Consider the following 26,491-nt stretch of genomic DNA (forward strand, 5'->3'; position numbering starts at 1 on the left):
CTGGAATTAATTCTTGTATCGGGCAGCAAAACAGAGAAAGGAATGCATATGGAACATAAACAACACAAAAACAAAAAAACATCCAACTGGCTATTAAGTATCAGTATTCTGATTGTTATAGGAACAGCTTTGCTGAGAGGAGTTTCTCACTCAGATGCTGATTATCGCGGTTTCCCTATTGATTGGCTAGTTTTGCACGGACATCATACTTTTGAATTTCTATTGTGGGGTTTTATACTCGATGTGGTCATTTTCTATTTTCTTTTAAAAGTGCTCCTTCGTTTGTATAAAAGGGTCATGAAAAAATCAACTGCTTAACATAGAGGAGGCTCTTAAAAATGATCAATTTACCTGAAATCCCACTTCTGCACGTGAACAAACCAGCAAGTGACATACATATCAAAGAGGCAGAATCCCAGCTAAACATGGTGCTGCCCCGTGCTTATAAGGCTTTGCTGAAACAGACAAATGGATGTTCCATTGGCGGTGAGGTGCTTCTATACGGGACGGAGGACATGGTGGAACGGAATAAAACATGGGAGGTTCAGCAATATGCAAGCGGCTATGTGGCGATTGGCGACGATGGCGGCGGGCAAGTATTTCTCATGCGGCTGGCTGAAGAGGAGAAAAAGATATGGATCGTGGATGCTGGTGTAATGGACCCTCAGCATGCAGAGCTGATGGCCGATAACTTTCTGAAATGGGTGAGTGAGGGCTGTATCATAGAAGTGTAATCTCTTAAAGGAGATGTTCACATTGCTTTGGAATACATGGATTTCTGCTGGTTTTGTGGTTATGATATCTCTGTATATTTCAACATGAAAAGCAAGAACAAGAAAACCAAATCATCCAACTGACACGCTCTGTGACGCCAAATGTCATAGAGCTTTTTGCATTCTCCCTCCATTCATCACATGTTATAATAAACACAGTTTATGAACGAGAGGATATGCAGGAGATGAAAAATGAACCTATTGAGTTACTGACACAGCCAAAATGGCGTATCATCGATCAGTCGAGTCTCGGTCTTTATGTGGACCCGAAGCAATCCTTTGCGATGGATGATACGCTTTGCGCGTCGGTGGGGAAGGGCCTCTCACCAGCGACAGCCCGTTCTTGGGTGCATCACAATACGATTGTGCTTGGGATTCAGGATACAAGACTTCCATTTCTCCAAGATGGCGTAAAGCTGCTTGAGGAAGAGGGATATCGTGTGATTGTGCGCAACTCAGGCGGTCTTGCTGTGGTGCTGGATGAAGGTGTACTGAATGTGTCTTTAATCTTTGCGGAACAAAAGAAGGGCATTGATATTGACCGCGGATATGATGCGATGGTGGACTTGATCCGCCGGATGCTGTCGATGTACGAGGTGGACATTGAAGCCTATGAAATAGTCGGCTCTTATTGTCCAGGCAGCTACGATTTAAGTATCAATGGAAAGAAATTTGCAGGCATTTCTCAGCGTAGATTACGCGGTGGGGTCGCTGTGCAAATTTATTTGTGTGCAGATGGAAGCGGGCGTGAACGTGCCGACTTGATCCGCCGTTTTTATGACGCCGCCTTAAAGGATAAACGGCAAGAAGTGAAGGCAGTATTTCCTGATATACAGCCGGATACGATGGCATCCTTATCAGAATTAATCGGTGAACCAATTGATTGTACGCTTCTCATGCGTTTATTACTAGAGGAGCTTCAAAAGCTTAGTAATCAGCTGACAGCCTCGGGCCTGAACGCAGAAGAACAGCTGGAATTTGAGAAAAACATGACGCGGATGATTGAACGGAATGAAAAGGTGTTTTCATAAATATCAGCCTTTTCATCTTGAAAAGAGTAGAGGTGAAGTGATGGAAACAAAGCTTGAAAAAGCCATTGAACTTCGAAAAGTGGACATCTTCAAGAATCAAATGAAATGCTGTCTCATCTTGCAGAGGAGTATCCAGACGATGCCTCTATTCATTATCAATGTGCCTGGAGTTATGACCTGTTAGGAGAGGAAAGGCAAGCTGTCTTTTTTTATGAAAGGGCCATTGAGTTAGGATTGTCTTCAGAAGAACTAGAAGACGCTTTACTAGGGTTAGGAAGTACATACAGAACTTTAGGAGAATATGAAAAGTCAAAACAGATATTCCTAAAAGGGATGGAAACTTATCCGGACAACAAAGCGATTCAAACGTTCTATGCCATGACTTTGTATAATTTAAAGGAACATAGCAAAGCATTGGAAATATTACTGAACTGTTTAACTGAAACGACAAAAGATCCTGCTATTTTAAGTTATCGAAAAGCGATTGATTTTTATTCAAATCAATTAGATAGGTTATGGAAATAATAGTTGATTTGGCTGCTTGAATAGATTTGGAGGGGCAATGTGATGAAAAAATCCCCTCCTTTGTTATGGAATTTTATATGTGATAGTCATTTATGGCGTAAGAAAGAAGGTAAATTTGTTGTCGTTATTCACCACGTATTACCCGCTGTTGATGCTTTGTGTTTTGTCTGTGTTGTATGTGATGTATCGTATTCATCCGCTTGCCTCTACTGTTAAAAAAATCATCATTGTGCTCTGTGTGTTAACAAATGCTGCCTATATTTTCTGGCGTCTCTTCTTTACACTGCCGCATGAAGGTACATTTAATATGATAATGGGCATCTTGCTTGTAGCCTGTGAATGTATTGGATTTTTACAGCTGCTTGTGTTTTATACACTTGTTTGGAAGCCTTCAAATCGGAAACAAGTCATGATCAGTGATTTGGACAGGCTGCCAACAGTTGATATTTTCATAGCTACATATAATGAACCAATTGAAGTGCTGAAACGCACGGTTGCAGGCTGTTTGAATCTCTCTTATCCAAAAGACAGCGTCCATATTTATTTATGTGATGATGGCAAGAGGGAGTCTGTGGAGCAGCTTGCATCTGAGTTTGGCGTTCATTATCTGACAAGAACAGATAACAAGTTTGCTAAGGCGGGTAATTTAAACCATGCGATGTCTCAAACGAATGGGGAGCTGATTCTCACACTTGATGCTGATATGGTCCCCCTTCCTGCCTTTTTAGAAAAGACAGTGCCTTACTTTCATGATGGAGCGACTGCGTTTGTTCAAGTTCCACAGGCGTTTTATAACGAAGATCCTTTCCAATATAATATGTTCTCGAAGGATCGAATTCCAAATGAACAGGACTTCTTTATGCAAACCCTCCAAGCTGGTAAGGATCGGTTCAATGCGGTGATGTATGTCGGGAGTAATACTGTATTTAGAAGAACGGCCTTAGAGGAAATTGGCGGATTTGCTACTGGAGTGATTACAGAAGACATGGCGACCGGAATGCTTCTCCAAGGGAAGTTCAAATCTGTGTCTGTCGGAGAAGTATTAGCCGTCGGTCTGGCACCTGAAAGCTGGCTTGATTTGTTAAAGCAGAGAGACCGGTGGTCGAGAGGGAACATTCAGTGCGCCCGTAAGTTTAATCCATTGAAGGTTCGCGGCTTAACGCTTATGCAGCGAGTTCTTTATTTAGATGGCATTGTGTATTGGTTTAACGGTTTGTTTAAAATGATTTACATTCTTACACCGATTTTGTTTTTATTATTTGGTATTCAAAGTTTCTGGGCCGATTTCCAGTCCATTTTTATATTTTGGCTGCCGGCGTTCTTTAGTTCGTATTTAGCGTTTAAACTGGTGTCGAATCAAAAAAGAAGTATGTTCTGGAGTCATATTTACGAAAGCTCTATGGCATTCCACTTGGCTGGTGTAGCTTTAAGTGAGCTGTTTTTGAAGAAGAGGGTTGAATTCCTTGTCACGCCGAAGGGAATTCAAACGGACAAGAGACATTTTCATTTGAAAACGATGATTCCTCATTTGATCTTCTTGCTGCTCTCATTGCTTGTCCTTGTGAAAATAGGATACGATATGAAGGTAAATGGGACGATCAATGCTGATCTCACGTTGATTAATATTTTTTGGGTGCTTTATAACGGTGCAGGTCTATTCATGGCACTGATTGTGGCGTTTGATCGTCCGCGTTATCGAAAATCAGAGCGGTTTGTCATAGAAAAAGAGGGGCAGCTCTGTTCTAATCATCAAGATGAGTCGATTGCTTGTTTTCTACTAGACATGAGTGATTCAGGTGCGCGTCTATCCATTCCATTGGATCAAGCTTCTTCTTTAAATCAAGGACAAATGAAATTGTTCTTTTCAGAGGATCAAAGTGTGGCGTGTGATGTGGTTTGGAGCCATCCAGATGGAGACAAGCTGATGGTTGGTGTTGCTTTTACTGATACAGAAAAATCAGAGTATCTATCACTGATCCGCTTCTTATTCACACGAGAGCATGTATCGATAACGGATCGTGAGAAAAAATCCTATGCTGTTCGGACATTTCTCCGCTTTGTAAGAGAAACGGAGAAAGTACCAAGGGCTATAAGGCGCAAATGGGTGAGAAGACCGTTGCAAAGCGTGACAGGCACGCTGTCCTATGAGGGCCGGTTAGAAGAGAAGGTGCCGGTGAACATACATGATATTAGTTTATCTGGGTGCAAAATCGAGTCTGAAGCTTCAATTGAATTACATGAGAAAGTGCTGATCACCATTGACACAGAATCTCTCACAGATCAGCAGGCGATTGCAGTCTGGACATCACAAAAACGCGGCCGCACAATGGCCGGACTCAAGTTTGTTCAGCCTGAAATCAAGCAGATAGAAGAAAGAGAGGGAGTGGTTTCTTGAAATCCAAAAACGGCGGTTACCTCTATTTACTATGGCTTCCTGTCATCATGGGAGCCGGCTACGGCATTTCGCTTTTAGTGCCATTTCTTCAGCCTGTCCTGACACTTGGCATTGCAGGTCTTTATATTTTTATGTTTGGTGATTTTCAAGTAAGGCAGGTCAGGTATATTTTTATGTTTGTATTTTTGATCAATGTCCTTTTTAGTGTGATGCTATTTTTGGGCATTTAAAAAAGTGCTTCCCGAGGCGGGGAGCACTTTTTGTTATTCTGCCATTTTTTCGAGGTTGCCGTTCCGGTCCATTTTAAAGGTTGGTGCGGCACTATCGTCCTCTTCAAACAAAACTAGTTTTCTTGCACGGTTCATGATTTTCACGAGTGTTTCATAATCTTCTTGAATGGTGAGCTGATCCTTTTCAAGCTTCTTCACTTCAGCTTCTAGCTGCGAGACTTTATGAGAAAGTTCATTGTTTTCTCGTTTTAAGCGGCTGTTTTCCATACGTAAGGCAGTGGATTGCTGACCATCGCCTTCATAACGGCGTAAGAAATCAATGATATCGTCCATGGTTAATTCTTGATGCTGCCTAAATGGATTTGCTTCCGGCTTTTTCTCTGCCGTATTTGGGGCAGGAGCAGCCTGTGACAATAAATGTGATAAACTAGCTAACTCTTCATTGTAGCTTTGATCCACAAACTGAAGCTGTTCGGCCGTTTCAGCTGCTGGTGCAAATGTTTCTTCCTTTGCTGGCTCCAGTTCCTGTGAGAATTCCTCTTGAGTCACCGTTTCTTCTACTTGCGGCTGATAAAGTAATCGTTTTTTCGCTGGCTGGCCATTGCCAAGTGCGCGCATCCGTTGTTTTCGCTGTTTTTTGGCAAGTGCCAACGCTTTTTCATATTGATGTCTGACGACAGCGTTCCATCTAAATCCGCATGCCGCTGAGGTGCGGTTCAGCTTGTCTCCTACTTCTTCAAACGCATTTAGCTGCGTGCTGCCCTCTCTGACGTGACGTAAGACGGTTTCTGCCAGGAGGAGATCATTTTCCTCTGACCAAGCATCTTGTCTTTGTTTTGACATGTGTTTAAACCCCCATAAGATTTGATGGTATTAGATTAGCCAAGTTCAAGAAGGTTTATACAAGTTTGCTAAAAGGATAGTAGAAAATACTAGCTTTTATGTAAGCGGATGATTGGGGCGGTAAAGCGTCTTGCAAGTCCAGCCGCTTCGATGTACAATGTTGGGTGGTATATTATTCACGATTGGCTGTCCAACTGTTTCATATAGAAGAATGAAGTATCATCATTGAAAGGAAGCGTAAGACCATGGCTAATGAGTTTCGCGTATGTGACGATTGTGATGCGACGAACCTAAAGACGTTATTGCCTCGACTCAAATCGGTTGACCCTGATGCAAAAATTGAGATCGGCTGTCAATCCTATTGTGGTCCAGGACGAAAAAAGGCTTTTGCGTTTGTGAACAATCGCCCATTATCCGCACCAACAGAAGATGAATTACTTGAAAAGGTTCAAAAAAAAGTCAAATAAATGTCACTGAATGTGTTCAGTCGACCTAAAAAGAGGTCCGTCCCTGTCAGGTCGGGCTTTTTACGTCCGTGCAATCTTTGAGAACACATTCACCAGCAAATTCAAGGATGTTTTCGGGAAAAGTTACCCGATATAATAGAAACACGTCTTAAAAAAAGAGGGACGAAACGATGGCGTATCCAAAAGGGAAATTATCTGAGGAAAAGGTATTTAAAGATCCTGTACACCGTTATGTTCACGTAAGGGATGCATTAATATGGGATTTAATAGGAACAAGAGAGTTTCAGCGCCTGAGACGAATTAAACAGCTAGGAACTACTTATTTGACGTTTCATGGGGCAGAACACAGCCGATTCAATCATTCACTCGGTGTATACGAGATTGTGAGACGAATTGTGGATGATGTGTTTAAAGGGCGGCCTGAATGGGATGAAGGGGAGCGCGAGCTTGTACTTAGTGCAGCCTTGCTTCATGACCTCGGACATGGTCCATTTTCTCATTCCTTTGAAAAGGTCTTCCACTTAGACCATGAATCGTTTACAAGAGATATTATTTTAGGGCAGACGGAAGTCAATGAAGTGCTCCGCCGGGTGAGTGATGATTTCCCGAAGCATGTGGCTGAAGTCATTGCCAAAACGTATCAAAACAAACAGGTGGTCAGTTTGATCTCAAGTCAAATTGATGCCGACCGCATGGACTATTTGCAGCGTGATGCCTACTATACAGGCGTCAGCTACGGCCACTTTGATATGGAACGTATTTTACGTGTGATGCGCCCGAGAGAAGATCAGATTGTGATGAAGCAGAGCGGGATGCATGCGGTTGAGGATTATATTATGAGCCGCTATCAAATGTACTGGCAAGTCTATTTCCACCCAGTGACACGCAGTGCTGAAGTGATTTTAACGAAAATTCTTCACCGTGCAAAAGAGCTGCATGAAACGGGTTATATTTTCACACATGCCCCCGTTCACTTTTATTCAATCTTTGAGGGGAATGTCACCACAGAGGACTATATTAAGCTGGATGAATCCATTGTCTTATTTTATTTTCAGGCGTGGGAAGATGAAGAAGATCACGTGCTGGCTGATTTGTGCCGCCGTTTTATGAACCGCCGATTGTTCCAATATACAGAGTTTAATCCAAATGAAGAAATGACGAAATATTTCAAGCTGACCGCCTTGTTCAAGGAGGCCGGAATTGATCCTGACTACTATTTAGTGGTCGATTCTTCCTCTGACTTGCCCTATGACTTCTACAGACCAGGGGAGGAAGAAGAGAGGCTGCCAATCCACCTTTTGACGCAAAGCGGTCATATTAAAGAACTGTCGAGACAGTCAGATATTGTTGACGCCATTTCCGGTAAACGAAGAACCGATCATAAACTTTATTTCCCGATGGACTTAATTGTAGATATGTCGGAAAAAGCTGAAGAAAAAAAGGCGATCATGAAGCTGCTTGGTTTGGGATAAGGAAGTACTGAAAAAGGAGATGTCGGGAATTTGTTGAAAGAGCATGCAAAGTTGATGAAGGTATTCTCTGAATCAGGGGAAATCGTTGGTCGGAAGAAGCTGCAAAAGATGATTTACATAGCAAAAAAGCTAGATTTGCCTTTTTACGAGAAATACGATTTTCATTTTTATGGCCCCTATTCAGAGGAGTTGACGCTCAGAATTGAAGAGCTGTGCAACCTTGGATTCTTGGACGAAATGAAGGAAAAAAAGGGCGGATACTATCAATATCGCTATTCGCTGACGGACAATGGGAAAGAGTTTCTCGATCAGTGTGAAGTGGACATGCCTGACCTCAAAGCGCTGACGCAGCAGATGAACGAGCAATCATCCCGTTTCCTAGAGCTTGTCTCAACGATTTTATATTTTGATAACCTGCCAGAAGATGAGGTGAAGGAAAAGGTCTTCACCATTAAAAGCAAGCAGCGCTATACGGACGAAGAATTTGAGGCGGCCCTTGCTTATATTGACCAGTTGAAGGAATTGAACTAGTTGAACAAAAGCCCGACTTTTAGGGCTTTTTTTGTTTTGTAAGACCCAGACCAAAAGCGCTATTTTCCGATGAAATGTGTGTCAAAATATCCGAAAAATTAGTGAAAATGACGTAATTCGACTTTCTTCCTGTGCATCTAATTCCCTGTTTTTGACTGAAGAGAAGGAAAATGGTGAATTTTCAGTGAATATATAACTTTGTGAAAAACAAAGGAGGGATAGGAATGAAAAAGCGTTCAGTCTTTTTGTCATTTTTATTGGTAGGTAGTTTGTTACCGGGGGTAAGTTCAGCTTCAGCACCAGTAGCGAGTGCAGGTCATGGGCATGATCATGGTCATGCGCCGTTCGAAACCCATATTAGTGAGGGGTTGCCAAAAGCAAAGGATTTTAAAGATTTGACGACAGCACCTCCAATTGAACGAGATGTGACAACAAAGGTATTAGATGAGTCTGGTAAGCAGGTAGGCTCAAGAACCTTTAAGGCCAATACAGGAGATTCAATTTCAACAAAAGCAAGTACAGGCAGTCAGAAGGTCACTGTCTATGCGGTTGCTGATGCACAGTATCGTGCGAAATATAGTGACTGGCAAACACGGATTGTCAGCATCATCGAGCAAGCAGATGTCACGTTTAACCGTGATCATGATGTGGACTTTGTCGTACAAGCCGTAGGATCTTGGACGTCTTCGGGATCAAATTCATCACAAATCCTTTCCAACCTTGCGCGCAGCTTTGATGGCAGAGGATACGATTTTGTCACTGGATTTACAGCAAATCCAAACTTTGATGCTGGCGGAATCGCTTATGTCTACAATAGTGCACCAAGCGGAAGTGCATTCGCCGTTAACCTTGACCAAGGAACAGCGAATACAGCAAAAGCGGCTACGCATGAATACGGCCATAACTTTGGCTTACCGCATGACCCTCAAGGAAGCGGCATTGTCTGCTTAATGAATTATGATTATTCCTACTCAGTCGATTTCTTCGATGCGGCTCATAAAAATCAAGTGAACCGTAATAAAGCTTGGTACAGATAAGAATGAAGACAAAAGGACAAACACCTTATGGGTTTGTCCTTTTTATATGCTTACAGATCGCTCATTCGCTTTCCTGCTACGGCATAGTGTTCTTTTTTCATTTCTTCAATAATGACAGAGACTTTTTCTGCCCCTGCGCCTGTTGTTTCAACAACGGCATCAGTGACTTTCTCCACAAGAGCTCTTTTTTGCTCGTCTGTTCTTCCTTCAAGCATTTGAACGGTGACAATCGGCATGGCGAAAACCTCCTTTTTCCTTTAATGCTACGCTTCCCTTTAGTTTAAGGGACTTCTTATAGTATACTGAATGAAGTAAATCATTGTATAGAAAGAAAGAGGGATTCATGCCTTTGAACCAATTTCTTGTTTATCCATTAGAACTTATTCCATATGTCGCCATTACGCTTGTTGTTGCATTTACGATGCACGAGCTGGCGCATGCATATGTTGCGTACCGTTTCGGAGACCCGACGGCTAAGAATCAAGGGAGACTCACGTTAAATCCACTGAAGCATCTCGATGTATTCGGGACGATTTTGATCTTTGTGGCCGGGTTTGGCTGGGCGAGACCTGTACCGGTGAATCGTTACCATTTTAAAAAACCGCGCTTAGCAGGGATTTGTGTCTCCATTGCAGGGCCATTAAGTAACTTAGTGCTGGCGTTTTTGGGCTTTCTTGTGTATGTGCTTCTTCAGAAATTTGGTGGGGAGTGGATCATGCGCTTTGAGCCGGGAGTCGATAATTTCTTTTTAATCTTTATTAACTTAAACGTCATCTTGTTCCTATTTAACTTATTGCCGCTTCCGCCGCTGGATGGGTATCGAATTATTGAGGACGTCGTCAGCCCTCGTATTCGGGCGAAAATGACGCAATTTGAACAATATGGGATCATTATTTTTCTTATATTCGTGATCACACCGCTGGGACAGTTTGTGTTTGGTCCATTGATCGGAATGCGGGATCAAATCATACACTGGTTTAATCTTATTTTGAAGCCGCTGCTTTAGGAGGTTTAATAAATGGAAGGTAAAAAGAAGAAACCAATTGGTTTTAACATCATTAAAAAAACAGATGCAACCGACGGACATGGAGGCTTTGGGGCAGGTGCACTCAGCCTTGATAATATCTCGCCAGTCATCATTGATGTAGAGGAAAAGGAAGCTGTCATTGATATTGGTGCCATGCATGCAAGAAGTGCCGTCGAAAAAGGAATTAAATTTTTGAAAACAAAAGAAGAGGTGCCGAACGGAAAACCGTATTGGCTTGTATGGGTGACGATTGACCGCAGAGAAGAAGGGCCTTATTATGCAGGTGTGACGGCTTGTGAAATGACCGTTGACCGTTCGATCCGCCGCGGGTATAAGTCACTTCCAGAGCATGTGAATTTAATGGATAAATCGATGAAGCGAAAAATTGTCGTTAGTCATATGGATGACGTTTCCAAAAAGGTGCTGGCTGATTTCTTAAAAGGTCATAATCAAGCGCTATGGGACGCATCAACAGATGAATTAAAAGAAGGATTGGCTGTCCCTGAATAATTGTGAAATTTTTGTGAAGATTGGCGGATGGCTACCAATTCTCTCCGGTTTTTGAGTAAACTGGTGTTAAAGCTAGGACATGGAGAATCCCGAGATGCAGATCTCGGGGTTTTTCATGTCTTTTTTAACGTTTCAGCCACTTTTCCCACCATTTCTTTGGCTTTTGATCTTGAACTGGTTCCTGCTCAGAGGCTTTGTCCTCAGCACCATAGCAGACACCTGTCGGCTCCGTTCCTTCTATAAAATAGGTGAATACCTTTGATTCACATCCTGGACCTGCGAGGTCGCCGGTTTTTGGATTGATATATACCCCTTTGACACCGTCTGGCGGCATGAAGGAAGAGGCTGGCTGCTTCGAGAGAGCTGATTCCATAAAGGAAGCCCATATTTTTTTCGCATAGGCCGTTTCTTCGACTGAATCAATGGTGCGGCCTTTATCATAGCCTGTCCATACACCTGTGACGAGCTGGGGAGAGAAGCCGATCATCCAGCTGTCGGCGCCTGTTGTCCCAGACTTTCCTCCGTATGTTCTTGTAAGATCCTTTATAATGGTGCGGCCAGTGACACTTGTATAGCCATTTAATTGATCGTTGAACATTCCTGACATCATATCGGTGGTGACAAATGCTGCTTTTTCATCTAGGATTTGTTCTCGTTTTTGTTTCTCTTCAAAAAGCACATTGCCTTTTGCGTCGGTTACTTTCGTAATAAAGGTTGGTTTGACGCGTTTTCCGCCATTGACCAGCATGGCGTAAGCATTGGTCATTTCAATGGGTTTCACAGGAGACGTGCCTAGGGCAAGAGAGGGTACTTGATCTAGTTTCTCCTTGATTCCAAATGTCTTGCCAGCACGTACAAGCTGCTCCATTCCTAAAAATAGATGGGTCTTTACAGCGTAAATATTATCAGACAGCGCTAAAGCTTGAAGCATTGTAATGCCGTCATTGGCGTAATAGCCGTGATAATTGCTTGGTGAATAAGCGGCATCGCTGCCTTGATCATCCAGTTCAAACACCGTTTCCTCACTGCGCATGACAGTTGCGGGTGTAAACCCGTTTTGTAAGGCAATGTAATAGAGAAGGGGTTTCATGGTTGAACCGGGCTGCCTTTTTGCTTGTGTCACCCGATTGAATGGACTTTTCTCATAATCTCTCCCGCCTATGAGGGCGAGTACATGCCCTGTTTGGGGATGGATGGCAGCAAAGCCGATTTGGATATCTGATTTGGAATTCATCGTGTTTTTTAACGTCTTTTCTGCGATTTTCTGTAATTCTGGATTGAGGGTCGTTTGGATATGAAGCCCATAGGTTTCAATCTGTTCCTCTGTTAATCCCAAGCTTTGTTTCAACTCTCGAATCACATCGTCATAAAAATACGGGGCTTGCTTTGCTTGCAGCTGCTTCTCTTGCAAAGGGCGATAGGACAGTTTTTCTTTCGCAGCGTCATCGGCTGCTTTTTTCGTAATCATGCCATCCTCTTGCATTTGCCTCAGAATCATATTCTTTCTTGCGCTGGCTTTCTCCTCATTCACATAAGGGGAATAGAGAGAAGGCCCTTTTGGGATACCGGCAAGAAGGGCAGATTCAGCGAGGGTTAAATTTTTCGCCTTTTTCCCGAAATACAGACGTGACGCTGCTTCCACGCCGTACGCTCCGTGACCATAATAAATGGTGTTCAAGTATCCTTCTAAAATCTCATCTTTTGTATAGTTTTGCTCTAAACGAATCGTGTAAAAGGCTTCATTCCACTTCCGCTTCCACGTTTTATCATGATCTAAATACAGATTTCGTGCATATTGCTGGGTGATCGTGCTGGCACCTTGCACCTTAGCCATGGCACGAATATCGGCCACCGCAGCACCTGCCATCCGTTTCACATCAAAGCCATGATGCTCATAAAAGGTTTTATCCTCAACAGCGACAACTGCCTGTCTGATATGAGGAGACATCTCTTTTAATGGCACCCAATATCTCTTTTCTCCAAAGCTGGATTCTCCAAGCTTTGAGCCATCGGCTGCATAAATGGTCGTGGATTGGGGAACTTGAACAGAAGGGGCACCTTGCCATTTAGCTATTAATAGAATCGTCAAAAAGACGGTACCTGCAAATAGAAAAGCGAGCAAGCCGATAAAAAAACAGGCTCGAATCGTTTTCACGGTCATGCGGATTTTTTTATTACTCATGATTGTGTCCATGCAAAGCCCCCATTTTGACGGTTTTTTATCAGTATGGAACAAAGAAAACCGTTTTAAACAAGCGATTGCAGGAGCGCTTTAAAAAATGAAGAGAACTCATGCGGTTCTTTACAATTTGATATGAATCCACTATACTTTTTTCTTGGACAATCGATATAGTCAAAGCCGATAAAAGGCGCTAACAATAGATGTTTGTTTATTATTGGATGAGAGGAAGATGAACAATGAGCGAACTTTGGTATACAGAGAAGCAAACGAAGAATTTTGGTATTACATTGAAGGTGAACAAAACCCTTCACACAGAACAAACAGACTTTCAGCATTTAGAAATGGTGGAAACAGAAGAGTTTGGCAATATGCTGTTTTTAGACGGCATGGTGATGACGTCTGAGAAAGATGAGTTTGTATACCACGAAATGGTGGCACATGTTCCTCTTTTCACTCATCCAAACCCGGAAAATGTTCTTGTTGTAGGCGGAGGAGACGGCGGTGTCATTCGTGAGATCCTCAAACACCCAAGTGTGAAAAAAGCGACACTTGTTGATATTGACGGAAAGGTCATCGAATACTCGAAGAAATTCCTTCCTTCTATTGCTGGGAAACTAGACGATCCTCGTGTAGATGTCAAAGTCGGAGACGGTTTTATGCACATTGCTGAAGCTGACAACGAGTATGATGTGATCATGGTTGACTCGACTGAGCCAGTTGGACCAGCTGTGAACCTGTTCTCTAAAGGATTTTACGCAGGAATCGCAAAAGCACTCAAAGAAGACGGTATTTTCGTTGCACAAACGGACAACCCTTGGTTCACACCTGAGCTGATTACAAATGTACAGCGTGATGTAAAAGAAATTTTCCCAATTACAAAGCTTTACACAGCGAATATTCCAACGTATCCAAGCGGTCTTTGGACATTCACCATCGGTTCAAAAAAATATGATCCACTTGCTGTAGAAGACAGCCGTTTCTTTGATATTGAGACGAAATATTACACAAAAGAATTGCACAAAGCGGCATTCGTTCTGCCGAAATTTGTGAGCGACTTAATCAAATAAATCAAGCGAAATGGACATGCGCAAATGACGGTTTGCGCATTTTTTGAAGCGTAAAAGGAGGAATCTTGCATGAGATTCGACGAGGCTTATTCAGGAAAAGTGTTTATTGGAAGTCATCCGACATGGGAAGATGCAAAGGTCATTTTATACGGCATGCCGATGGACTGGACAGTCAGCTACCGCCCAGGTTCACGTTTCGGTCCGAACCGCATTCGTGAAGTATCGATCGGTCTAGAGGAATACAGCCCTTATTTAGATCGTGAGCTGCATGAGGTGCCATTCTTTGATGCGGGTGACATCCCACTTCCTTTTGGGAATGCACAAAAGAGCTTAGATTTAATTGAAGAGTATGTCGACAGCATTTTAGAAAAAGGGAAGTTTCCATTAGGAATGGGCGGCGAGCATCTTGTGTCTTGGCCGGTTTTCCGTGCAATGTATAAGAAATACCCTGACTTGGCCATCATCCATATGGACGCACATACGGATCTTCGTGAGGAATATGAGGGTGAACCGCTTTCACATTCAACACCGATCCGTAAAGTTGCAGGACTTATTGGAGCTGAAAATGTATTCTCTTTCGGCATCCGTTCTGGAATGAAAGAAGAATTTGAATGGGCAAAAGAAGCGGGTATGCACATTTCTAAATTTGAAGTGCTGGAGCCATTGAAGCAAGTATTGCCAAAGCTAAAAGGGCGTCCAGTATATGTGACGATCGATATTGATGTACTTGACCCAGCTCATGCACCTGGTACAGGAACGGTAGATGCTGGCGGTATTACATCAAAAGAGCTGCTTGCATCCATTCATGCGATTGCAGGATCTGACGTCCAAGTCGTTGGGGCAGACCTAGTCGAGGTAGCACCTGTATATGACCACTCTGACCAAACAGCGAATACAGCGAGTAAGCTTTTACGCGAAATGCTGCTTGGATTTGTGAAATAATCAGTTGATAGAGGAGCTTGTCATCTCATGTGGACAAGCTCTTTTTTTACATTGGTCAAAAAATAAAGGAGGGAGCTCATGTTTTCGTCAATATTGATGGTGTTCCTCGCTTTATGTGTGTTAGGGGCAGGCTTTCTCACATTGAAACGAGAGCTCGCAGCTGATCCGCCTGTTTTTGCTTCAAAGAAGGAAGCAAAGGAAGAGATGCTGGGGCTGTTTCACGATCGAGGCTTTTTCTATCTGACGGCCATTGCGTTATTCATGCAGGTGGTTTTTAAAAAGGATCAAATCGCACCATTTGATTTTTTTCAGGCATTTTTGGCAAGTTCAGGCATACAGGCTCTTTTTTACTTAATGAAAAGAAAAGACTTAGGTGTAAAGGCTGGACTTGTCGTAGTGGTCAGTTGTATTTTTCTTTTTTTCTAAAGGGATGTCTGAAGATGAAAAACGAAGTTTAATCGCCGTGAAGAAGAGAAATGATGGTATGATAGGCGATCGTGATTATGGTATACTATTTTAGTTAAACGGGTCTTAGCAAAGGAAGTGCAAAATGACACAAAACCAAATTTCAATTCATGTAAAGTCAGTGATGAAACCAGAGACGGAGCCGGCTGAAACGATCGAATTCCGCACGACTGGAACGTACCAAGAGAAGAATGACAAAACGTATCTCACTTACCATGAAGAACATGAAATGGGTCAAGTAAAAACCGTTGTGAAAATGAGTGAAAAAGAAATTTTTGTGATGAGATCAGGGGCTATTCAAATGAAGCAGCGCTTTCTCATTGGAGAAACGACTGTCACACATTACACGATGCCATTCGGTACACTACAGCTAGATGTGCACACACATGGTATTGATCTCGATGTGGACAAGGGGCTGCTACACATTACGTACGATATGCTGACAGGAGAAGATCAAAAGCATTTACATACATTATCGATTTCGTATAAGGAGGATTTACGTTCATGAATATCGCAGAACAGGTCAAAGATGCGTTAAAAGAAGAAATCATAGCGGCAGTCGTCAAAGCAGGACTTGCCGATGAAAGCCAGGTGCCAGATGTTCTTTTAGAAGTGCCGAAAGACAAAACTCACGGTGATTACTCTACCAACATGGCGATGCAGCTTGCCCGCATTGCAAAAAAAGCACCTCGTCAAATCGCAGAAGACATCGTCAATGCGTTTGATAAAGGGAAAGCTTCCATTGAAAAACTGGATATCGCAGGTCCAGGATTCATTAACTTTTATATGAACAATCAGTATTTAACAAAGCTCATTCCAGCTGTTCTTGAGGCAAAAGAAGCTTATGGCGAAACGAATACAGGCGGCGGTCAAAAGGTGCAAGTCGAATTCGTCTCAGCCAACCCAACAGGTGACCTTCACCTTGGACATGCCCGCGGTGCAGCTGTAGGAGATTCCCTTTGCAACATCCTTGATAAAGCAGGGTTCGATGTGAGCCGTGAATACTATATCAACGATGCAGGAAATCAAATCAATAACCTCGCTTTATCTGTAGAAGTACGTTATTTTGAGGCACTCGGTCTTGAAAAAGAAATGCCTGAAGACGGCTACAGAGGAGAAGACATCAAAGGCATCGGACAAAAGCTTGCGGATGAATTTGGTGACCGTTTCGTGCATGAGCCGGAAGAAGAGCGGATGAAGTTCTTCCGTGAATACGGCTTGAAATACGAATTAGAAAAATTACGTGTAGACCTTGAGAATTTCCGTGTGCCATTTGATGTATGGTATTCAGAAACCTCTTTATATGAAAACGGAAAAATCGAACCAGCGCTGGAAACACTTCGTGAAAAAGGCTATGTCTTTGAAGAAGACGGCGCAACATGGCTGCGTTCAACTGATTTTGGTGATGACAAGGACCGTGTGCTGATTAAAAAAGACGGCAGCTTCACTTACCTGCTTCCAGATATCGCATATCATAAAGACAAATTGGACAGAGGCTTTGACCAGCTTATTAACATTTGGGGAGCGGACCATCACGGCTATATTCCTCGGATGAAAGCGGCGATCCAAGCACTTGGATATCCAGCTGACAAGCTTGAAGTAGAAATCATTCAGCTTGTGCATCTTTACAAAAACGGCGAAAAGATGAAGATGAGTAAGCGTACAGGAAAAGCCGTCACAATGCGTGATCTGATTGAAGAAGTCGGCTTAGATGCGACTCGTTATTTCTTTGCGATGAGGAGTGCGGCGACACATATGGACTTTGACCTAGACTTAGCGATTTCTACGTCTAACGAAAACCCTGTGTACTATGCACAATATGCGCATGCGAGAATTTGCAGCATGCTGCGTCAAGGGGAAGAAAAAGGCTACGAACCGAACCTTGAAAAAGCCGATTTCTCTCATATTCAATCGGAAAAAGAATACGATCTTCTGAAAATCATTGGCAGCTTCCCAGAAGTTGTAGCAGAAGCAGCTGAAAAGCGTATTCCGCACCGCGTGACGAACTATATTTATGACCTTGCATCAGCCCTTCACAGCTTCTACAATGCCGAGAAGGTCATTGACGCAGAAAACGAAACAAAAACAACAGCACGTCTTTCACTCATGAAAGCAACACAAATTACGCTTGCGAATGCATTAAAACTAATTGGTGTATCGGCTCCGGAAAAGATGTAATGAAATGAAAGAAAGCCCCACTCTATTGAATGAGTGGGGCTTTTTCGTATAAAAAACCCGCTATCCTCAAGAGACAGCGGGTTTTTTACATTATCCAAGAGTATTAATAATGTTAGAAATAGAATCAAATAATTGGCTAAGTACATCAGAGAACATATTTTTGCCTCCTCTCTTTTCTTTTTACATCTACTTAACGAAGGGAATGAAGGGTTGGATCACTTTTTCTAAAAAAATTTTAAAAAAGATAGTGGCATAGAAAAAAGCACCACCTATTCGGGTGCTTTTTGGCCTTAAGTTATGAATGAATGCGCAGCTTCACGTCTCCATTTGTACACGCTATCTGAACGTTTCCACCAATCGGGAAGGTGAAGACTGGCTGTGTATGTCCGAAATCGACGTCGTAAATCACTGGGATGTGTTTGAGCATTGGGTGCTTATCTAGGATGAATCTTAATTGTTCCTCTGTCATGTTGGACTTCTTCTGAAAGCGCCCGATGATCAACCCTTTGATTGTTTCTGCATGCTGCAAGAGCGAAGTAAGGTCTCTGGCGAACATTTCAGGGAACACCAACTCATCATCCTCCACAAATAAGATCGCATCTTTTACATTCGGCATAAACGATGTCCCTTGTAGTAAGTTCAGTGTACAAAGGTTTCCGCCAAACAAGGTGCCTTCAGCTGTTCCTTCCTGATATATGTTCCATTTCGTCGGATGAAACTGCCTGTTCGCTTGATCTAAATACCACGCGTCATCACTCCATTTTGTCGAAGGAATCACGTCAAACGGTTCGCCGCCGTTCATCAAGCAAGCTTGAAACATAGCGGTCTGCTCCTCCTGTCCCTGCTCCATTTGAAAGCTTGAGAAATGGGGGCCAGAATATGTCACCATATCACATTTCGCTGTAATGGCGTTTGCAAGTGCGGTGATATCACTATAGCCGCAAAGGACTTTAGGATGCTGACGGATCAAATTGTAATCAATATAAGGCAAAAGTTCATTGCAGTTAAAGCCTCCGATGGCTGTCAAAATACCATCAACCTCATCATCTTTGAACGCCTCATGCAGATCAGACAAGCGGTGTTCAATAGAAGATGAGGAATGAAGGTCACATTCAAACACATGCTGTCCAAAAGAGACAGTGAAGCCTAAAGTCTCTAAACGTTTTTTCGCTTGAGAAATTCCTTCTTTTGATAAAATGCTGGCACTTCGGCTTGGGGCAATGACACGTATATGGCTCCCTTTTTTAAGAGGTGAGGGGGTATGCATAAACAGATCTTCCTTTCCATCACATATTTCTTTATTATATCGGATCAAATAGCGAAAGTCTGTAAAGGCTAGGAGAAAGGAATGGGTCGTGCGTTTCATACAAGCTGTGCAAAGGGTATGGAAGAGAAAAAGACAGAATGAGGGCGGAGAATGTGAAAAAGAGAAGACTGGAATTTTTATTTTTATATTTTATGATATTCGGGGCATATGTGGTGTATTGGTGGACTGTGCCGGCGTGGAGCGTTCAGCTGTACGCAGCGATTTATATCGCCATTATTTTATTTAGTATCATCTCACTCATGCTGGAGAACCGTACATCACAGCACACGTTGTTATGGATATATGTGCTCATTTTTTTCCCGATCATTGGCTATATGTTCTATCTGTTCTCAGGGCAGCTCTATGTAAAGGGTCATTTATTCAAATCAAAGAGAATGTATAACCGCGAGAAATTACGCAGAATCTCTGAGCTTGAGAGTAAGCCGAATGAGTCACGTTTAACCGATAATCAGCGTGCTTTTTTTCATTACACAGAAAAAGCAACAGGTATGCATGTGAACACAAATAGTGATATGGAGATTTTAAAGAATGGGGAGGAGACGTTCCCCAGAATTTTTGAAGAGTTAAAAAAGGCAAAATCGTTCATTCATATTGAATATTACATGTTCAAATCCGATTTCCTCGGCCACCGGATGATGGAGATTTTGATTGAAAAAGTGAAAGAAGGGGTAGAGGTCCGTTTCATATATGATGCGGCAGGCAGCATCCGCTTCTCCCGAAAAGATATTAAACGCTTGAAGCAGGCAGGGGTCAAGGTTGCTCCTTTTCTACCTTTAAAATATGGATTCTTTAATCAAAAATTCAATTTCAGAAATCACCGAAAAATCGTCATTATTGATGGAGAGACAGGGTTTGTCGGGGGGTTAAATGTCGGCAAGGAATACGTAGGACGAGATGAAAAGATCGGCTTTTGGCGTGATACGCATGCCATGTTAAAGGGTGAGGCTGTTCAGACCCTTCACTCCGTTTTTATGCTGGATTGGGAGTATGTATCAGATGAAGTATTAATTGATGATCCAAAGTATCATACGCCGCATTCTGTGACAGGCGATGATGTCATTCAGGTTGTACCAACTGGACCTGATATGAAAGAAAGTATGAGTGATTTATATGATGCTCTTATTTCTAATGCGAAACAATTTGTCTGGATTGCCACACCTTACTTTGTACCAAACGAATCGATTCGCACTGCGCTCAAAATCGCTGCCACAAGAGGAGTGGATGTACGGGTGATGGTACCGGAGATCAATGACGGTTTTCTCACGCAATATGCCACAAGATCCTATTTTTCTGAGCTTCTAAAAGAGGGCATCAAGGTGTATCACTATCAAAAAGGGTTTATGCATCAAAAGGTGATGATTGCTGATGGAGAACTAGCCTCCGTCGGCACCGCGAATGTCGATATGAGAAGCTTTCAGCTCAATTTTGAGGTCAATGTCTTTACAGCTGCGAAAAAGCCAATTGAGCAATTGATGGCCCACTATGAGGAAGATATGAAGGAATGTGAGCAAATGGGTCCTGTACATTTTTATAAAAGAGGCTTAAAAGAGCGGTTGAAGGAATCATTTGCCCGGTTGTTTTCTGGCGTATTATGAGGATTTCCAGTCAAAGAAATTATTTCCTGATCTAGTATTTTGAAGAGGATTCCTCTATAATTGAAAATGATTATCAATTATAGAGGAAATGAGGTTCTTTTACATATGCTAAAACGCTTTTTCGCCTATTACAGGCCCTATCGCGGTCTGTTCTTTTTAGATTTCTTTTGCGCTGTCGCAGTTGGATTGATGGAACTTGGTTTCCCGCTGATTGTGAACTACTTCATTGATACATTATTACCAACAGGGAATTGGACGGTCATTGCCTGGACCGCGCTTGCTCTGTTTATCATTTATGCCCTCAGCTCGGTTATGCAATTTATTGTGTCGTACTGGGGGCACATGCTTGGTATCAATATTGAAACAGATATGAGAAAGAAGCTGTTTGATCATTTTCAGCGTCTCTCATTTAAGTTCTTTGATAACAACAAAACGGGTAAGCTTATGTCTCGGATGACAAATGACCTCATGTACATTGGGGAGGTGGCTCATCACGGACCTGAGGATTTGTTTATTGCAATTATGACGATTCTTGGCGCCTTTGCTGTCATGCTGATGATTAACTGGCAGCTTGCTATTTTAACCTTCTTGATCATGCCAGTCATCATCTGGCTTGCCCTTCATTTTAATAAGAAGATGACGCAGGCGATTACACAGCTGAACAATGACATTGGAGACTTTCATGCAAGGGTTGAAAACAATATTGGCGGCATTCGTCTTGTGCAAGCCTTTGCCAACGAACATTTCGAGAAAAAGCGTTTTGCTGAAAACAACAACCGCTTTCGGAAAGCGAAGCTTCTTTCATATAAAATCATGTCGGTCAACGGCTCAATCAGTTACATTCTCACCCGTCTTGTGACACTGTTTGTCCTTCTGGCAGGGACATGGTTTGTTCTGCAGGGTCAATTAACGGCAGGTGGATTTATCGCGTTTGTTCTCATTACAAACGTCTTATTCAGACCGATTGATAAAATCAACACAGTGATTGAAATGTATCCAAAAGGAATTGCGGGCTTTAAAAGCTATGTCGACTTACTTGAAACAGAGCCAGATGTGAAGGATACAGAGGGAGCTCGTGATGTATTCGGGCTGAAAGGTGAAATTGAATATCGAAACGTGACATTCGGCTACGATGAGCACAGCCATGTGTTAAAGGATATCGATTTGAAGATCAAACAAGGAGAAACCGTTGCGTTTGTCGGTCCCTCAGGAGCCGGGAAATCGACGATTTGCAGTTTGCTGCCACGTTTTTATGATGTGGATAAAGGGGAGATTACGATTGATGGTGTAAGTACAAAAGCGATGACCCTGTCTTCTTTAAGACAGCAGATCGGCATTGTGCAGCAGGATGTCTTTTTATTCTCAGGCACCATTCGAGAAAACATCGCGTACGGCAACCTAGAAGCCAGCGATGCAGAGATTTGGGAGGCTGTACGTCGTGCGCATTTAGAGGAACTCGTTCAGCGTTTCCCAGAAGGATTAAATACGGTGATAGGCGAGCGCGGCGTCAAACTGTCAGGCGGTCAAAAGCAGCGCTTGTCAATTGCGCGGATGTTCCTAAAAAATCCTTCGATTCTTATTTTAGATGAAGCCACATCAGCACTTGATACAGAAACAGAAAAAGCTATACAGGATGCACTGAGCGAACTGGCTGTCGGCAGGACAACACTCGTCATTGCCCACCGCCTGGCAACAATTAAACACGCCGACCGTATCATCGTCGTGACAGAGGAAGGCATCCAAGAACAAGGCCGCCACCAAGACCTCATTCAAACGGGCGGCGTATACAGCAGACTGCATGAAGCGCAGTTTGGTCATTGATCAGCGCATAGACAAACCCTCGCATTCGCCCGCAGTTCTGCGTGCCGGTGCTCACGAATGTCAATTCGCTCCGCTCCGGTACTCGTCCTTCCTAGGGCTGCAAAGGTTTTCTATCACGCTGAATGAAAAACAATCTGAGCCCTTTTGATAAAGGGCTTTTTTTGTTAGGATAGAAAAAACGTTTGTAGGAAGGATCTGATGGAATGAAGGGGCTTCGGCGATTACAAAAGGGCGATAAGATCGGTATATTTTCACCTTCTAGTCCTGCATCAGCGACCTCGCCTCTTAGGTATGAGCGGGCGAAGAAGTGGCTTGAGCAAAAAGGATTCATTGTGGTTCCAGGATCATTAACAGGGAAAGAGGATCACTACCGTTCAGGTACAATTCAAGAACGAGCAGATGAGCTGAATGAGCTGATGGCTAAAAGGGACTTGGCGTGCATCATGTCAATGATTGGCGGGACGAATTCAAATAGTTTGCTGCCTTATCTTGATTTTGACCTGCTGAAACAACATCCGAAAATCATGATCGGTTATTCAGATGCGACAGCGATTCTACTAGCGTCGTACGAAAAAACGGGCCTGCCTGTTTTCTACGGGCCTGCGCTTGTTCCTTCTTTTGGCGAGTTTGAACCGTTTGTTAATAATACATATCAGTCATTTGAGGACATCCTGATGTCCCAACAAACCCTTCCTTATCAGATTGAAAAACCGCCTTTTTGGACAGATGAACGAATCAATTGGGAAGAAAAGACGCGTGACAAAAAACAGCGTCCGAATGATTGGCTGTGCGCCATAGAGGGACAGGCAGAAGGCAGATTGATCGGCGGAAACTTGAATGCGATGTACGGCATATGGGGAAGTGAATTCATGCCAGCGGTGAAAAACGGAGACATCCTTCTCATTGAAGATTGTATGAAAACCGCGTCAGTTGTAGAAAAGAACTTCTCTTTATTGAAAGTAAATGGAGTGTTTGAACGGGTATCAGGGATTCTTTTAGGAAAACATGAGCTGTTTAATGATGAAGGAACGGGCAAAGAACCTTACGAGATTTTACTTGAGGTGCTCGGAGAGACAAAAAGACCACTCATCGCTGATTTTGACTGTGCCCATACGCACCCAATGCTTACGATGCCAATCGGGGCACAAGTGAAAATGGATGCATCCTCCAAACAAGTTTGGTTAACAAAAGAGTGGATATAGCAAAAGAGCAGCCCGCGGCTGCTCTCCCAGCATGTAGACAAACCCTCGCATTCGGTGTCAGGCCTGCGTGCCGGTGCTCACGAATGTCAAATTCGCTCCGCTCCGGTACTCGTCCTTCCTAGGCTGCAAAGGTTTTCTATCACGCTGAAAAGAAGACAAAGGGCTAAAATCAACATCATTTTAGCCCTTTGTCAACCAATCTGAAAGAGCAGCCCGCGGCTGCTCTTCTTTATGAAACCGTCTCTTTTTCAAACGGCTGAAGGAGATCTTGCGCTTTTTTCCCCTCTACGACAATTAAGTAGTCAGATTCTAAATGAGTGAGCCTGAAGGTTTCAAGCTCTACGATGTTCTTAATGCTGCACATTGTTTTTTTAGAATACACATATATACGATGCTGAGCCTGCTGGCACTTTTCATAAAGAGAAATAAGCTTATGTAAATTCAACGCTTTCGCAGCGATTCGGATTGAATAGATTTGAGACATCTTCATATCCTCCTGTTAATTACTTTCTCACAATAGCTTTGTTACCCCCATTTGCACAAAGGTAAACCTTTCTTTATGATTTCCACTCAATGGTTCCTCCGCCCGTCCGCCGATTGCCCCTTATCGCAGACAGCTCTTCGACTAGACGGAGCAGAGCCTGATCCTTTAATTTTGCTTCAATCATGAAATCTACATCCCGGCCATACGATTTTAATGCTTGAAAAAGCGGTAAGACAAAATTCATATCTACTCCATCTGCATGACTGCGTATAGCTTTTTCTGATTTTGGTGAAGACAAATGGATTTTGGGCGGAATGCCAGTGTTTGTCCACGTGTCGAACATTCTTGGCAGGATGTCATCGAGTGCGGCATCGTCATCTTTATTTGCCACGTGATGATGGTAATCAAAAACAAACGGAATGTCATGCTTTTCACATACACCAAGCGTTTCGAGCGACGTATATGTTTTGTCATCGTTCTCAAGTGTCATTCTCGCCTTGATATGAGCCGGAAGCTGTTTGATATTTTCATCAAAGCGTTGGAGAGCCGATTCTTTATCGCCGTACGCCCCGCCTACATGAATGTTCATGTAGCCTTCCTTATCGAGCTTCATCGCCTCAAGCATCTGATAATGATACGTCATATCGATGACGGCATTTTCTGTAATGGAAGGTTTGGGGCTAGTAAACAAGGTGAATTGATTGGGGTGAAAACTGACCCGTAAGCCGTGCCGTTTCACCAGCTTGCCGATCTCAAGAAATTCTTTGTGAAAAGGTGTCACAAAGTCCCAGCGCACCTCTGGATGGGTCGCGAGCGGGACGATCGAGCTTGAAAAACGGTAAAGCGGGATATCATGAGCAATGGCGAAATAAAGCGTTCTTAATGTATTCACGAGATTGGCCTTCGTTGTTCGCAATAAAGCCTCTTTTCTTTCTCCCTTAGCGAGCTTGCTGTATCTAGCAAAGGTCAGCGACTTGGCAGGAGAAGCTTCCCACAAGGTGACGGCATTGGATACATAACCAAATCGATAACGCATAGGTCATCTCCTTTATAAAAAATACGAGAACATGGCAGCAACCCACTCAAGCGGCCGAGTGAAAAGCGGACGCTTTGACAATGTTTCTTCTGTCAGGATCTCAGAAACCTCCATATGCTCCCGAATCTTTTCTTCTACGTGTGCAGTAAAAGCGGGATCATCAATGGCTACATCTACTTCTTCGTTTAAAAACAAGCTGCGTTTATCAAAATTCGCGGTACTGATCATACAGCGGCTGTGATCAATCAAAATGGCTTTCGAATGATAAAACCCTTTATAAAAACGATAAACAAGACATCCAGAGGCAATGAGGTCCTTCAAATAATGAAAGCCAGCCTCTTTGACAAGTGGATGATCCGCTTTCATTGGAATGATGATTTCAACTGTGACGCCCCGCTTTCGTGCATCAAGCAGTGCCTTCAGAAGAGGGGCTGATGGAATAAAATAAGGCGTACAGATGATGATCTGTTTCCTCGCCTGCTGAATATCTTGGAGAAATAAAGCCTCTAAAGAAAAGCCAGCAGTCGCGCGTGTTGTGCATTGTAATGTTCCCGGTTCCAATGCAGGGAAAACCTCATATTGCAGCTGATGAATGCCAGACGAACGGTACAAATCATTCAGAAACACATGCTGGAGATCTGCGACAACCTGTCCAGTCATCCGCAAATGATAATCCTTCCAAATACCAAATCGGCCTTTCTTCCCGACATATTCATCACCTATATTAAATCCGCCAATATAGCCAATTTTCCCATCAATCACCGTTATTTTACGGTGATTTCTCATGTTTAGACGGTAAATCAAAAAAGGGAAACGAGGCTTATTTAAAAAGTAAAATTGAATGCCGCTTCTTTCTAGCATGTCAATCGCCTTTTGATCAAACGGATAGGAGCCTAATCGGTCAGTCAGCAAAAAGACGGAAACTCCTTGCTCCGCTTTGGCTTTCAATGCTTGTAAGACCCTTTGACCAATCTTGTCGTTCTTTACAATAAAGAACATCATATGAATAGAAGAAGAGGCCTGCTGTATATCGGTAAGCAGCTGATCGAAAAATGGTTCGCCATCATGATAAAAGGCAGCATCGCCGCTTGTTTGGTCAAAAGACCGTTCAAATGCGTGAGTAGAAAAATATTTTCTCCCCATATAAAGGTCTAACATCACGAGCAAAACGATGACAATGAGTACGAGTAGGATGATCAATGCGATCATGAAACTTCCTCCTTTTTTGCATATTTCAATAGTGTACCCAAACGCGTAAAAAATATTGACTGAATACTCATTCATTATTTATGATAGAGGTACAACATGGAAACGGAACAAAGTGGGTTTTGGGGAATGAAAGGGGGAGCAA

At 43.0% G+C, this 26,491-nt stretch carries 26 protein-coding genes and 1 pseudogene; 20 read left to right on the top strand and 7 right to left on the bottom strand.

What is annotated here, in order from left to right:
* Positions 1 to 48 precede the first annotated feature (48 nt).
* From EV579_RS11115 to EV579_RS11140, 6 genes and pseudogenes are all read left to right on the top strand, one after another.
* Positions 49 to 318: a hypothetical protein gene (locus EV579_RS11115; protein WP_133744451.1), complete on the top strand. Its 270-nt coding sequence runs from the start codon at positions 49 to 51 to the stop codon at positions 316 to 318.
* A gap of 20 nt (positions 319 to 338) precedes the next feature.
* The gene (locus EV579_RS11120) at positions 339 to 734 is read left to right on the top strand and encodes an SMI1/KNR4 family protein (protein WP_133744452.1); all 396 of its coding nucleotides are present in this window, start codon (positions 339 to 341) and stop codon (positions 732 to 734) included.
* A gap of 224 nt (positions 735 to 958) precedes the next feature.
* The gene (lipL, locus tag EV579_RS11125) at positions 959 to 1,804 is read left to right on the top strand and encodes an octanoyl-[GcvH]:protein N-octanoyltransferase (RefSeq protein ID WP_133744453.1); all 846 of its coding nucleotides are present in this window, start codon (positions 959 to 961) and stop codon (positions 1,802 to 1,804) included.
* 40 nt (positions 1,805 to 1,844) lie between these two features.
* Positions 1,845 to 2,329 (top strand): annotated as a pseudogene (locus EV579_RS11130) (tetratricopeptide repeat protein).
* A 118-nt stretch (positions 2,330 to 2,447) separates the two neighbouring features.
* Positions 2,448 to 4,724: a glycosyltransferase gene (locus EV579_RS11135; protein ID WP_133744454.1), complete on the top strand. Its 2,277-nt coding sequence runs from the start codon at positions 2,448 to 2,450 to the stop codon at positions 4,722 to 4,724.
* Positions 4,721 to 4,954: a DUF5970 family protein gene (locus EV579_RS11140; RefSeq protein ID WP_024426379.1), complete on the top strand. Its 234-nt coding sequence runs from the start codon at positions 4,721 to 4,723 to the stop codon at positions 4,952 to 4,954. Before EV579_RS11135 ends, EV579_RS11140 begins: the two co-directional genes overlap by 4 nt.
* Positions 4,955 to 4,987: 33 nt before the next feature.
* Here EV579_RS11140 and EV579_RS11145 read toward each other — a convergent pair whose 3' ends face one another.
* Positions 4,988 to 5,797 (bottom strand): RsfA family transcriptional regulator, encoded by an 810-nt coding sequence (locus EV579_RS11145; RefSeq protein ID WP_025093853.1) that lies wholly within the window; start codon positions 5,795 to 5,797, stop codon positions 4,988 to 4,990.
* A 245-nt stretch (positions 5,798 to 6,042) separates the two neighbouring features.
* Here EV579_RS11145 and EV579_RS11150 point away from each other — a divergent pair, with 245 nt between their 5' ends.
* From EV579_RS11150 to EV579_RS11165, 4 genes are all read left to right on the top strand, one after another.
* Positions 6,043 to 6,264: a YuzB family protein gene (locus EV579_RS11150; protein WP_003215259.1), complete on the top strand. Its 222-nt coding sequence runs from the start codon at positions 6,043 to 6,045 to the stop codon at positions 6,262 to 6,264.
* Positions 6,265 to 6,434: 170 nt separating this feature from the next.
* Positions 6,435 to 7,736 (top strand): HD domain-containing protein, encoded by a 1,302-nt coding sequence (locus EV579_RS11155; protein WP_007497716.1) that lies wholly within the window; start codon positions 6,435 to 6,437, stop codon positions 7,734 to 7,736.
* 30 nt (positions 7,737 to 7,766) lie between these two features.
* Positions 7,767 to 8,267, top strand: a complete 501-nt coding sequence (locus EV579_RS11160) for a YwgA family protein (protein WP_024426378.1) — start codon at positions 7,767 to 7,769, stop codon at positions 8,265 to 8,267.
* Between the two features lie 224 nt (positions 8,268 to 8,491).
* Positions 8,492 to 9,304 (top strand): zinc-dependent metalloprotease, encoded by an 813-nt coding sequence (locus EV579_RS11165; protein ID WP_133744455.1) that lies wholly within the window; start codon positions 8,492 to 8,494, stop codon positions 9,302 to 9,304.
* A 50-nt stretch (positions 9,305 to 9,354) separates the two neighbouring features.
* On the opposite strand, the gene EV579_RS11170 is transcribed toward EV579_RS11165, so the two are convergent.
* The gene (locus EV579_RS11170; RefSeq protein ID WP_003214939.1) at positions 9,355 to 9,540 is read right to left on the bottom strand and encodes a 2-hydroxymuconate tautomerase; all 186 of its coding nucleotides are present in this window, start codon (positions 9,538 to 9,540) and stop codon (positions 9,355 to 9,357) included.
* A 113-nt stretch (positions 9,541 to 9,653) separates the two neighbouring features.
* Here EV579_RS11170 and EV579_RS11175 point away from each other — a divergent pair, with 113 nt between their 5' ends.
* The gene (locus EV579_RS11175; protein WP_243837420.1) at positions 9,654 to 10,310 is read left to right on the top strand and encodes a site-2 protease family protein; all 657 of its coding nucleotides are present in this window, start codon (positions 9,654 to 9,656) and stop codon (positions 10,308 to 10,310) included.
* A gap of 12 nt (positions 10,311 to 10,322) precedes the next feature.
* On the top strand, positions 10,323 to 10,841 hold the full coding sequence (locus EV579_RS11180; RefSeq protein ID WP_024423769.1) for a YwhD family protein: 519 nt from the start codon (positions 10,323 to 10,325) through the stop codon (positions 10,839 to 10,841).
* A 124-nt stretch (positions 10,842 to 10,965) separates the two neighbouring features.
* Here the strand turns inward: EV579_RS11180 and EV579_RS11185 are convergent, their stop codons facing one another.
* Entirely contained in the window at positions 10,966 to 13,035 is a 2,070-nt protein-coding gene (locus EV579_RS11185) for a transglycosylase domain-containing protein (protein ID WP_133744457.1), read from the bottom strand.
* 224 nt (positions 13,036 to 13,259) lie between these two features.
* Between EV579_RS11185 and speE the strand changes: the two genes are divergently transcribed.
* From speE to argS, 5 genes are all read left to right on the top strand, one after another.
* Positions 13,260 to 14,090: a spermidine synthase gene (gene speE, locus EV579_RS11190; RefSeq protein ID WP_025093862.1), complete on the top strand. Its 831-nt coding sequence runs from the start codon at positions 13,260 to 13,262 to the stop codon at positions 14,088 to 14,090.
* Between the two features lie 69 nt (positions 14,091 to 14,159).
* Positions 14,160 to 15,032, top strand: a complete 873-nt coding sequence (speB, locus tag EV579_RS11195) for an agmatinase (protein WP_039182190.1) — start codon at positions 14,160 to 14,162, stop codon at positions 15,030 to 15,032.
* 78 nt (positions 15,033 to 15,110) lie between these two features.
* The gene (locus EV579_RS11200; RefSeq protein ID WP_034621833.1) at positions 15,111 to 15,458 is read left to right on the top strand and encodes a hypothetical protein; all 348 of its coding nucleotides are present in this window, start codon (positions 15,111 to 15,113) and stop codon (positions 15,456 to 15,458) included.
* A gap of 124 nt (positions 15,459 to 15,582) precedes the next feature.
* Positions 15,583 to 16,005 carry a YwiB family protein gene (locus EV579_RS11205; RefSeq protein WP_003215400.1) on the top strand — a complete coding sequence of 141 codons (423 nt, stop codon included), beginning with the start codon at positions 15,583 to 15,585 and terminating at the stop codon, positions 16,003 to 16,005.
* Positions 16,002 to 17,675: an arginine--tRNA ligase gene (gene argS, locus EV579_RS11210; RefSeq protein ID WP_024426363.1), complete on the top strand. Its 1,674-nt coding sequence runs from the start codon at positions 16,002 to 16,004 to the stop codon at positions 17,673 to 17,675. The genes EV579_RS11205 and argS overlap by 4 nt, the downstream gene beginning before the upstream one ends.
* A 295-nt stretch (positions 17,676 to 17,970) precedes the next feature.
* On the opposite strand, the gene EV579_RS11220 is transcribed toward argS, so the two are convergent.
* Positions 17,971 to 18,942: a S66 family peptidase gene (locus tag EV579_RS11220; RefSeq protein WP_133744458.1), complete on the bottom strand. Its 972-nt coding sequence runs from the start codon at positions 18,940 to 18,942 to the stop codon at positions 17,971 to 17,973.
* A gap of 137 nt (positions 18,943 to 19,079) precedes the next feature.
* Between EV579_RS11220 and cls (EV579_RS11225) the strand changes: the two genes are divergently transcribed.
* The 3 genes from cls (EV579_RS11225) to EV579_RS11235 all read left to right on the top strand — a co-directional run bounded on the left by cls (EV579_RS11225) (position 19,080) and on the right by EV579_RS11235 (position 23,620).
* The gene (gene cls, locus EV579_RS11225) at positions 19,080 to 20,597 is read left to right on the top strand and encodes a cardiolipin synthase (protein WP_263479664.1); all 1,518 of its coding nucleotides are present in this window, start codon (positions 19,080 to 19,082) and stop codon (positions 20,595 to 20,597) included.
* Between the two features lie 105 nt (positions 20,598 to 20,702).
* On the top strand, positions 20,703 to 22,418 hold the full coding sequence (locus EV579_RS11230) for an ABC transporter ATP-binding protein (protein WP_133744459.1): 1,716 nt from the start codon (positions 20,703 to 20,705) through the stop codon (positions 22,416 to 22,418).
* A 203-nt stretch (positions 22,419 to 22,621) separates the two neighbouring features.
* A complete protein-coding gene (locus tag EV579_RS11235) occupies positions 22,622 to 23,620 on the top strand; it encodes a S66 family peptidase (RefSeq protein WP_024423760.1) in 999 nt (332 codons plus the stop codon).
* A gap of 229 nt (positions 23,621 to 23,849) precedes the next feature.
* Here the strand turns inward: EV579_RS11235 and EV579_RS11240 are convergent, their stop codons facing one another.
* From EV579_RS11240 to cls (EV579_RS11250), 3 genes are all read right to left on the bottom strand, one after another.
* Positions 23,850 to 24,104 carry a hypothetical protein gene (locus EV579_RS11240; protein ID WP_024423759.1) on the bottom strand — a complete coding sequence of 85 codons (255 nt, stop codon included), beginning with the start codon at positions 24,102 to 24,104 and terminating at the stop codon, positions 23,850 to 23,852.
* A gap of 73 nt (positions 24,105 to 24,177) precedes the next feature.
* Entirely contained in the window at positions 24,178 to 25,140 is a 963-nt protein-coding gene (gene uvsE, locus EV579_RS11245) for a UV DNA damage repair endonuclease UvsE (protein ID WP_133744460.1), read from the bottom strand.
* 12 nt (positions 25,141 to 25,152) lie between these two features.
* Positions 25,153 to 26,349: a cardiolipin synthase gene (cls, locus tag EV579_RS11250; protein ID WP_133744461.1), complete on the bottom strand. Its 1,197-nt coding sequence runs from the start codon at positions 26,347 to 26,349 to the stop codon at positions 25,153 to 25,155.
* Between the last annotated feature and the right edge of the window lie 142 nt (positions 26,350 to 26,491).

The sequence above is a fragment of the Bacillus sp. BK450 genome (genome assembly GCF_004364885.1).
GTDB lineage: Bacteria > Bacillota > Bacilli > Bacillales > Bacillaceae > Bacillus > Bacillus safensis.

Coding starts and splice junctions, on each gene's coding strand:
- EV579_RS11115 (WP_133744451.1), top strand. CDS start 49: ATGGAACATAAACAACACAAAAACAAAAAAACATCCAACTGGCTATTA.
- EV579_RS11120 (WP_133744452.1), top strand. CDS start 339: ATGATCAATTTACCTGAAATCCCACTTCTGCACGTGAACAAACCAGCA.
- lipL (WP_133744453.1), top strand. CDS start 959: ATGAAAAATGAACCTATTGAGTTACTGACACAGCCAAAATGGCGTATC.
- EV579_RS11145 (WP_025093853.1), bottom strand. CDS start 5,797: ATGTCAAAACAAAGACAAGATGCTTGGTCAGAGGAAAATGATCTCCTC.
- EV579_RS11150 (WP_003215259.1), top strand. CDS start 6,043: ATGGCTAATGAGTTTCGCGTATGTGACGATTGTGATGCGACGAACCTA.
- EV579_RS11155 (WP_007497716.1), top strand. CDS start 6,435: ATGGCGTATCCAAAAGGGAAATTATCTGAGGAAAAGGTATTTAAAGAT.
- EV579_RS11165 (WP_133744455.1), top strand. CDS start 8,492: ATGAAAAAGCGTTCAGTCTTTTTGTCATTTTTATTGGTAGGTAGTTTG.
- EV579_RS11170 (WP_003214939.1), bottom strand. CDS start 9,540: ATGCCGATTGTCACCGTTCAAATGCTTGAAGGAAGAACAGACGAGCAA.
- EV579_RS11180 (WP_024423769.1), top strand. CDS start 10,323: ATGGAAGGTAAAAAGAAGAAACCAATTGGTTTTAACATCATTAAAAAA.
- EV579_RS11185 (WP_133744457.1), bottom strand. CDS start 13,035: ATGGACACAATCATGAGTAATAAAAAAATCCGCATGACCGTGAAAACG.
- speE (WP_025093862.1), top strand. CDS start 13,260: ATGAGCGAACTTTGGTATACAGAGAAGCAAACGAAGAATTTTGGTATT.
- speB (WP_039182190.1), top strand. CDS start 14,160: ATGAGATTCGACGAGGCTTATTCAGGAAAAGTGTTTATTGGAAGTCAT.
- EV579_RS11200 (WP_034621833.1), top strand. CDS start 15,111: ATGTTTTCGTCAATATTGATGGTGTTCCTCGCTTTATGTGTGTTAGGG.
- EV579_RS11205 (WP_003215400.1), top strand. CDS start 15,583: ATGACACAAAACCAAATTTCAATTCATGTAAAGTCAGTGATGAAACCA.
- argS (WP_024426363.1), top strand. CDS start 16,002: ATGAATATCGCAGAACAGGTCAAAGATGCGTTAAAAGAAGAAATCATA.
- EV579_RS11220 (WP_133744458.1), bottom strand. CDS start 18,942: ATGCATACCCCCTCACCTCTTAAAAAAGGGAGCCATATACGTGTCATT.
- cls (WP_263479664.1), top strand. CDS start 19,080: ATGAGGGCGGAGAATGTGAAAAAGAGAAGACTGGAATTTTTATTTTTA.
- EV579_RS11230 (WP_133744459.1), top strand. CDS start 20,703: ATGCTAAAACGCTTTTTCGCCTATTACAGGCCCTATCGCGGTCTGTTC.
- EV579_RS11235 (WP_024423760.1), top strand. CDS start 22,622: ATGAAGGGGCTTCGGCGATTACAAAAGGGCGATAAGATCGGTATATTT.
- EV579_RS11240 (WP_024423759.1), bottom strand. CDS start 24,104: ATGTCTCAAATCTATTCAATCCGAATCGCTGCGAAAGCGTTGAATTTA.
- uvsE (WP_133744460.1), bottom strand. CDS start 25,140: ATGCGTTATCGATTTGGTTATGTATCCAATGCCGTCACCTTGTGGGAA.
- cls (WP_133744461.1), bottom strand. CDS start 26,349: ATGATCGCATTGATCATCCTACTCGTACTCATTGTCATCGTTTTGCTC.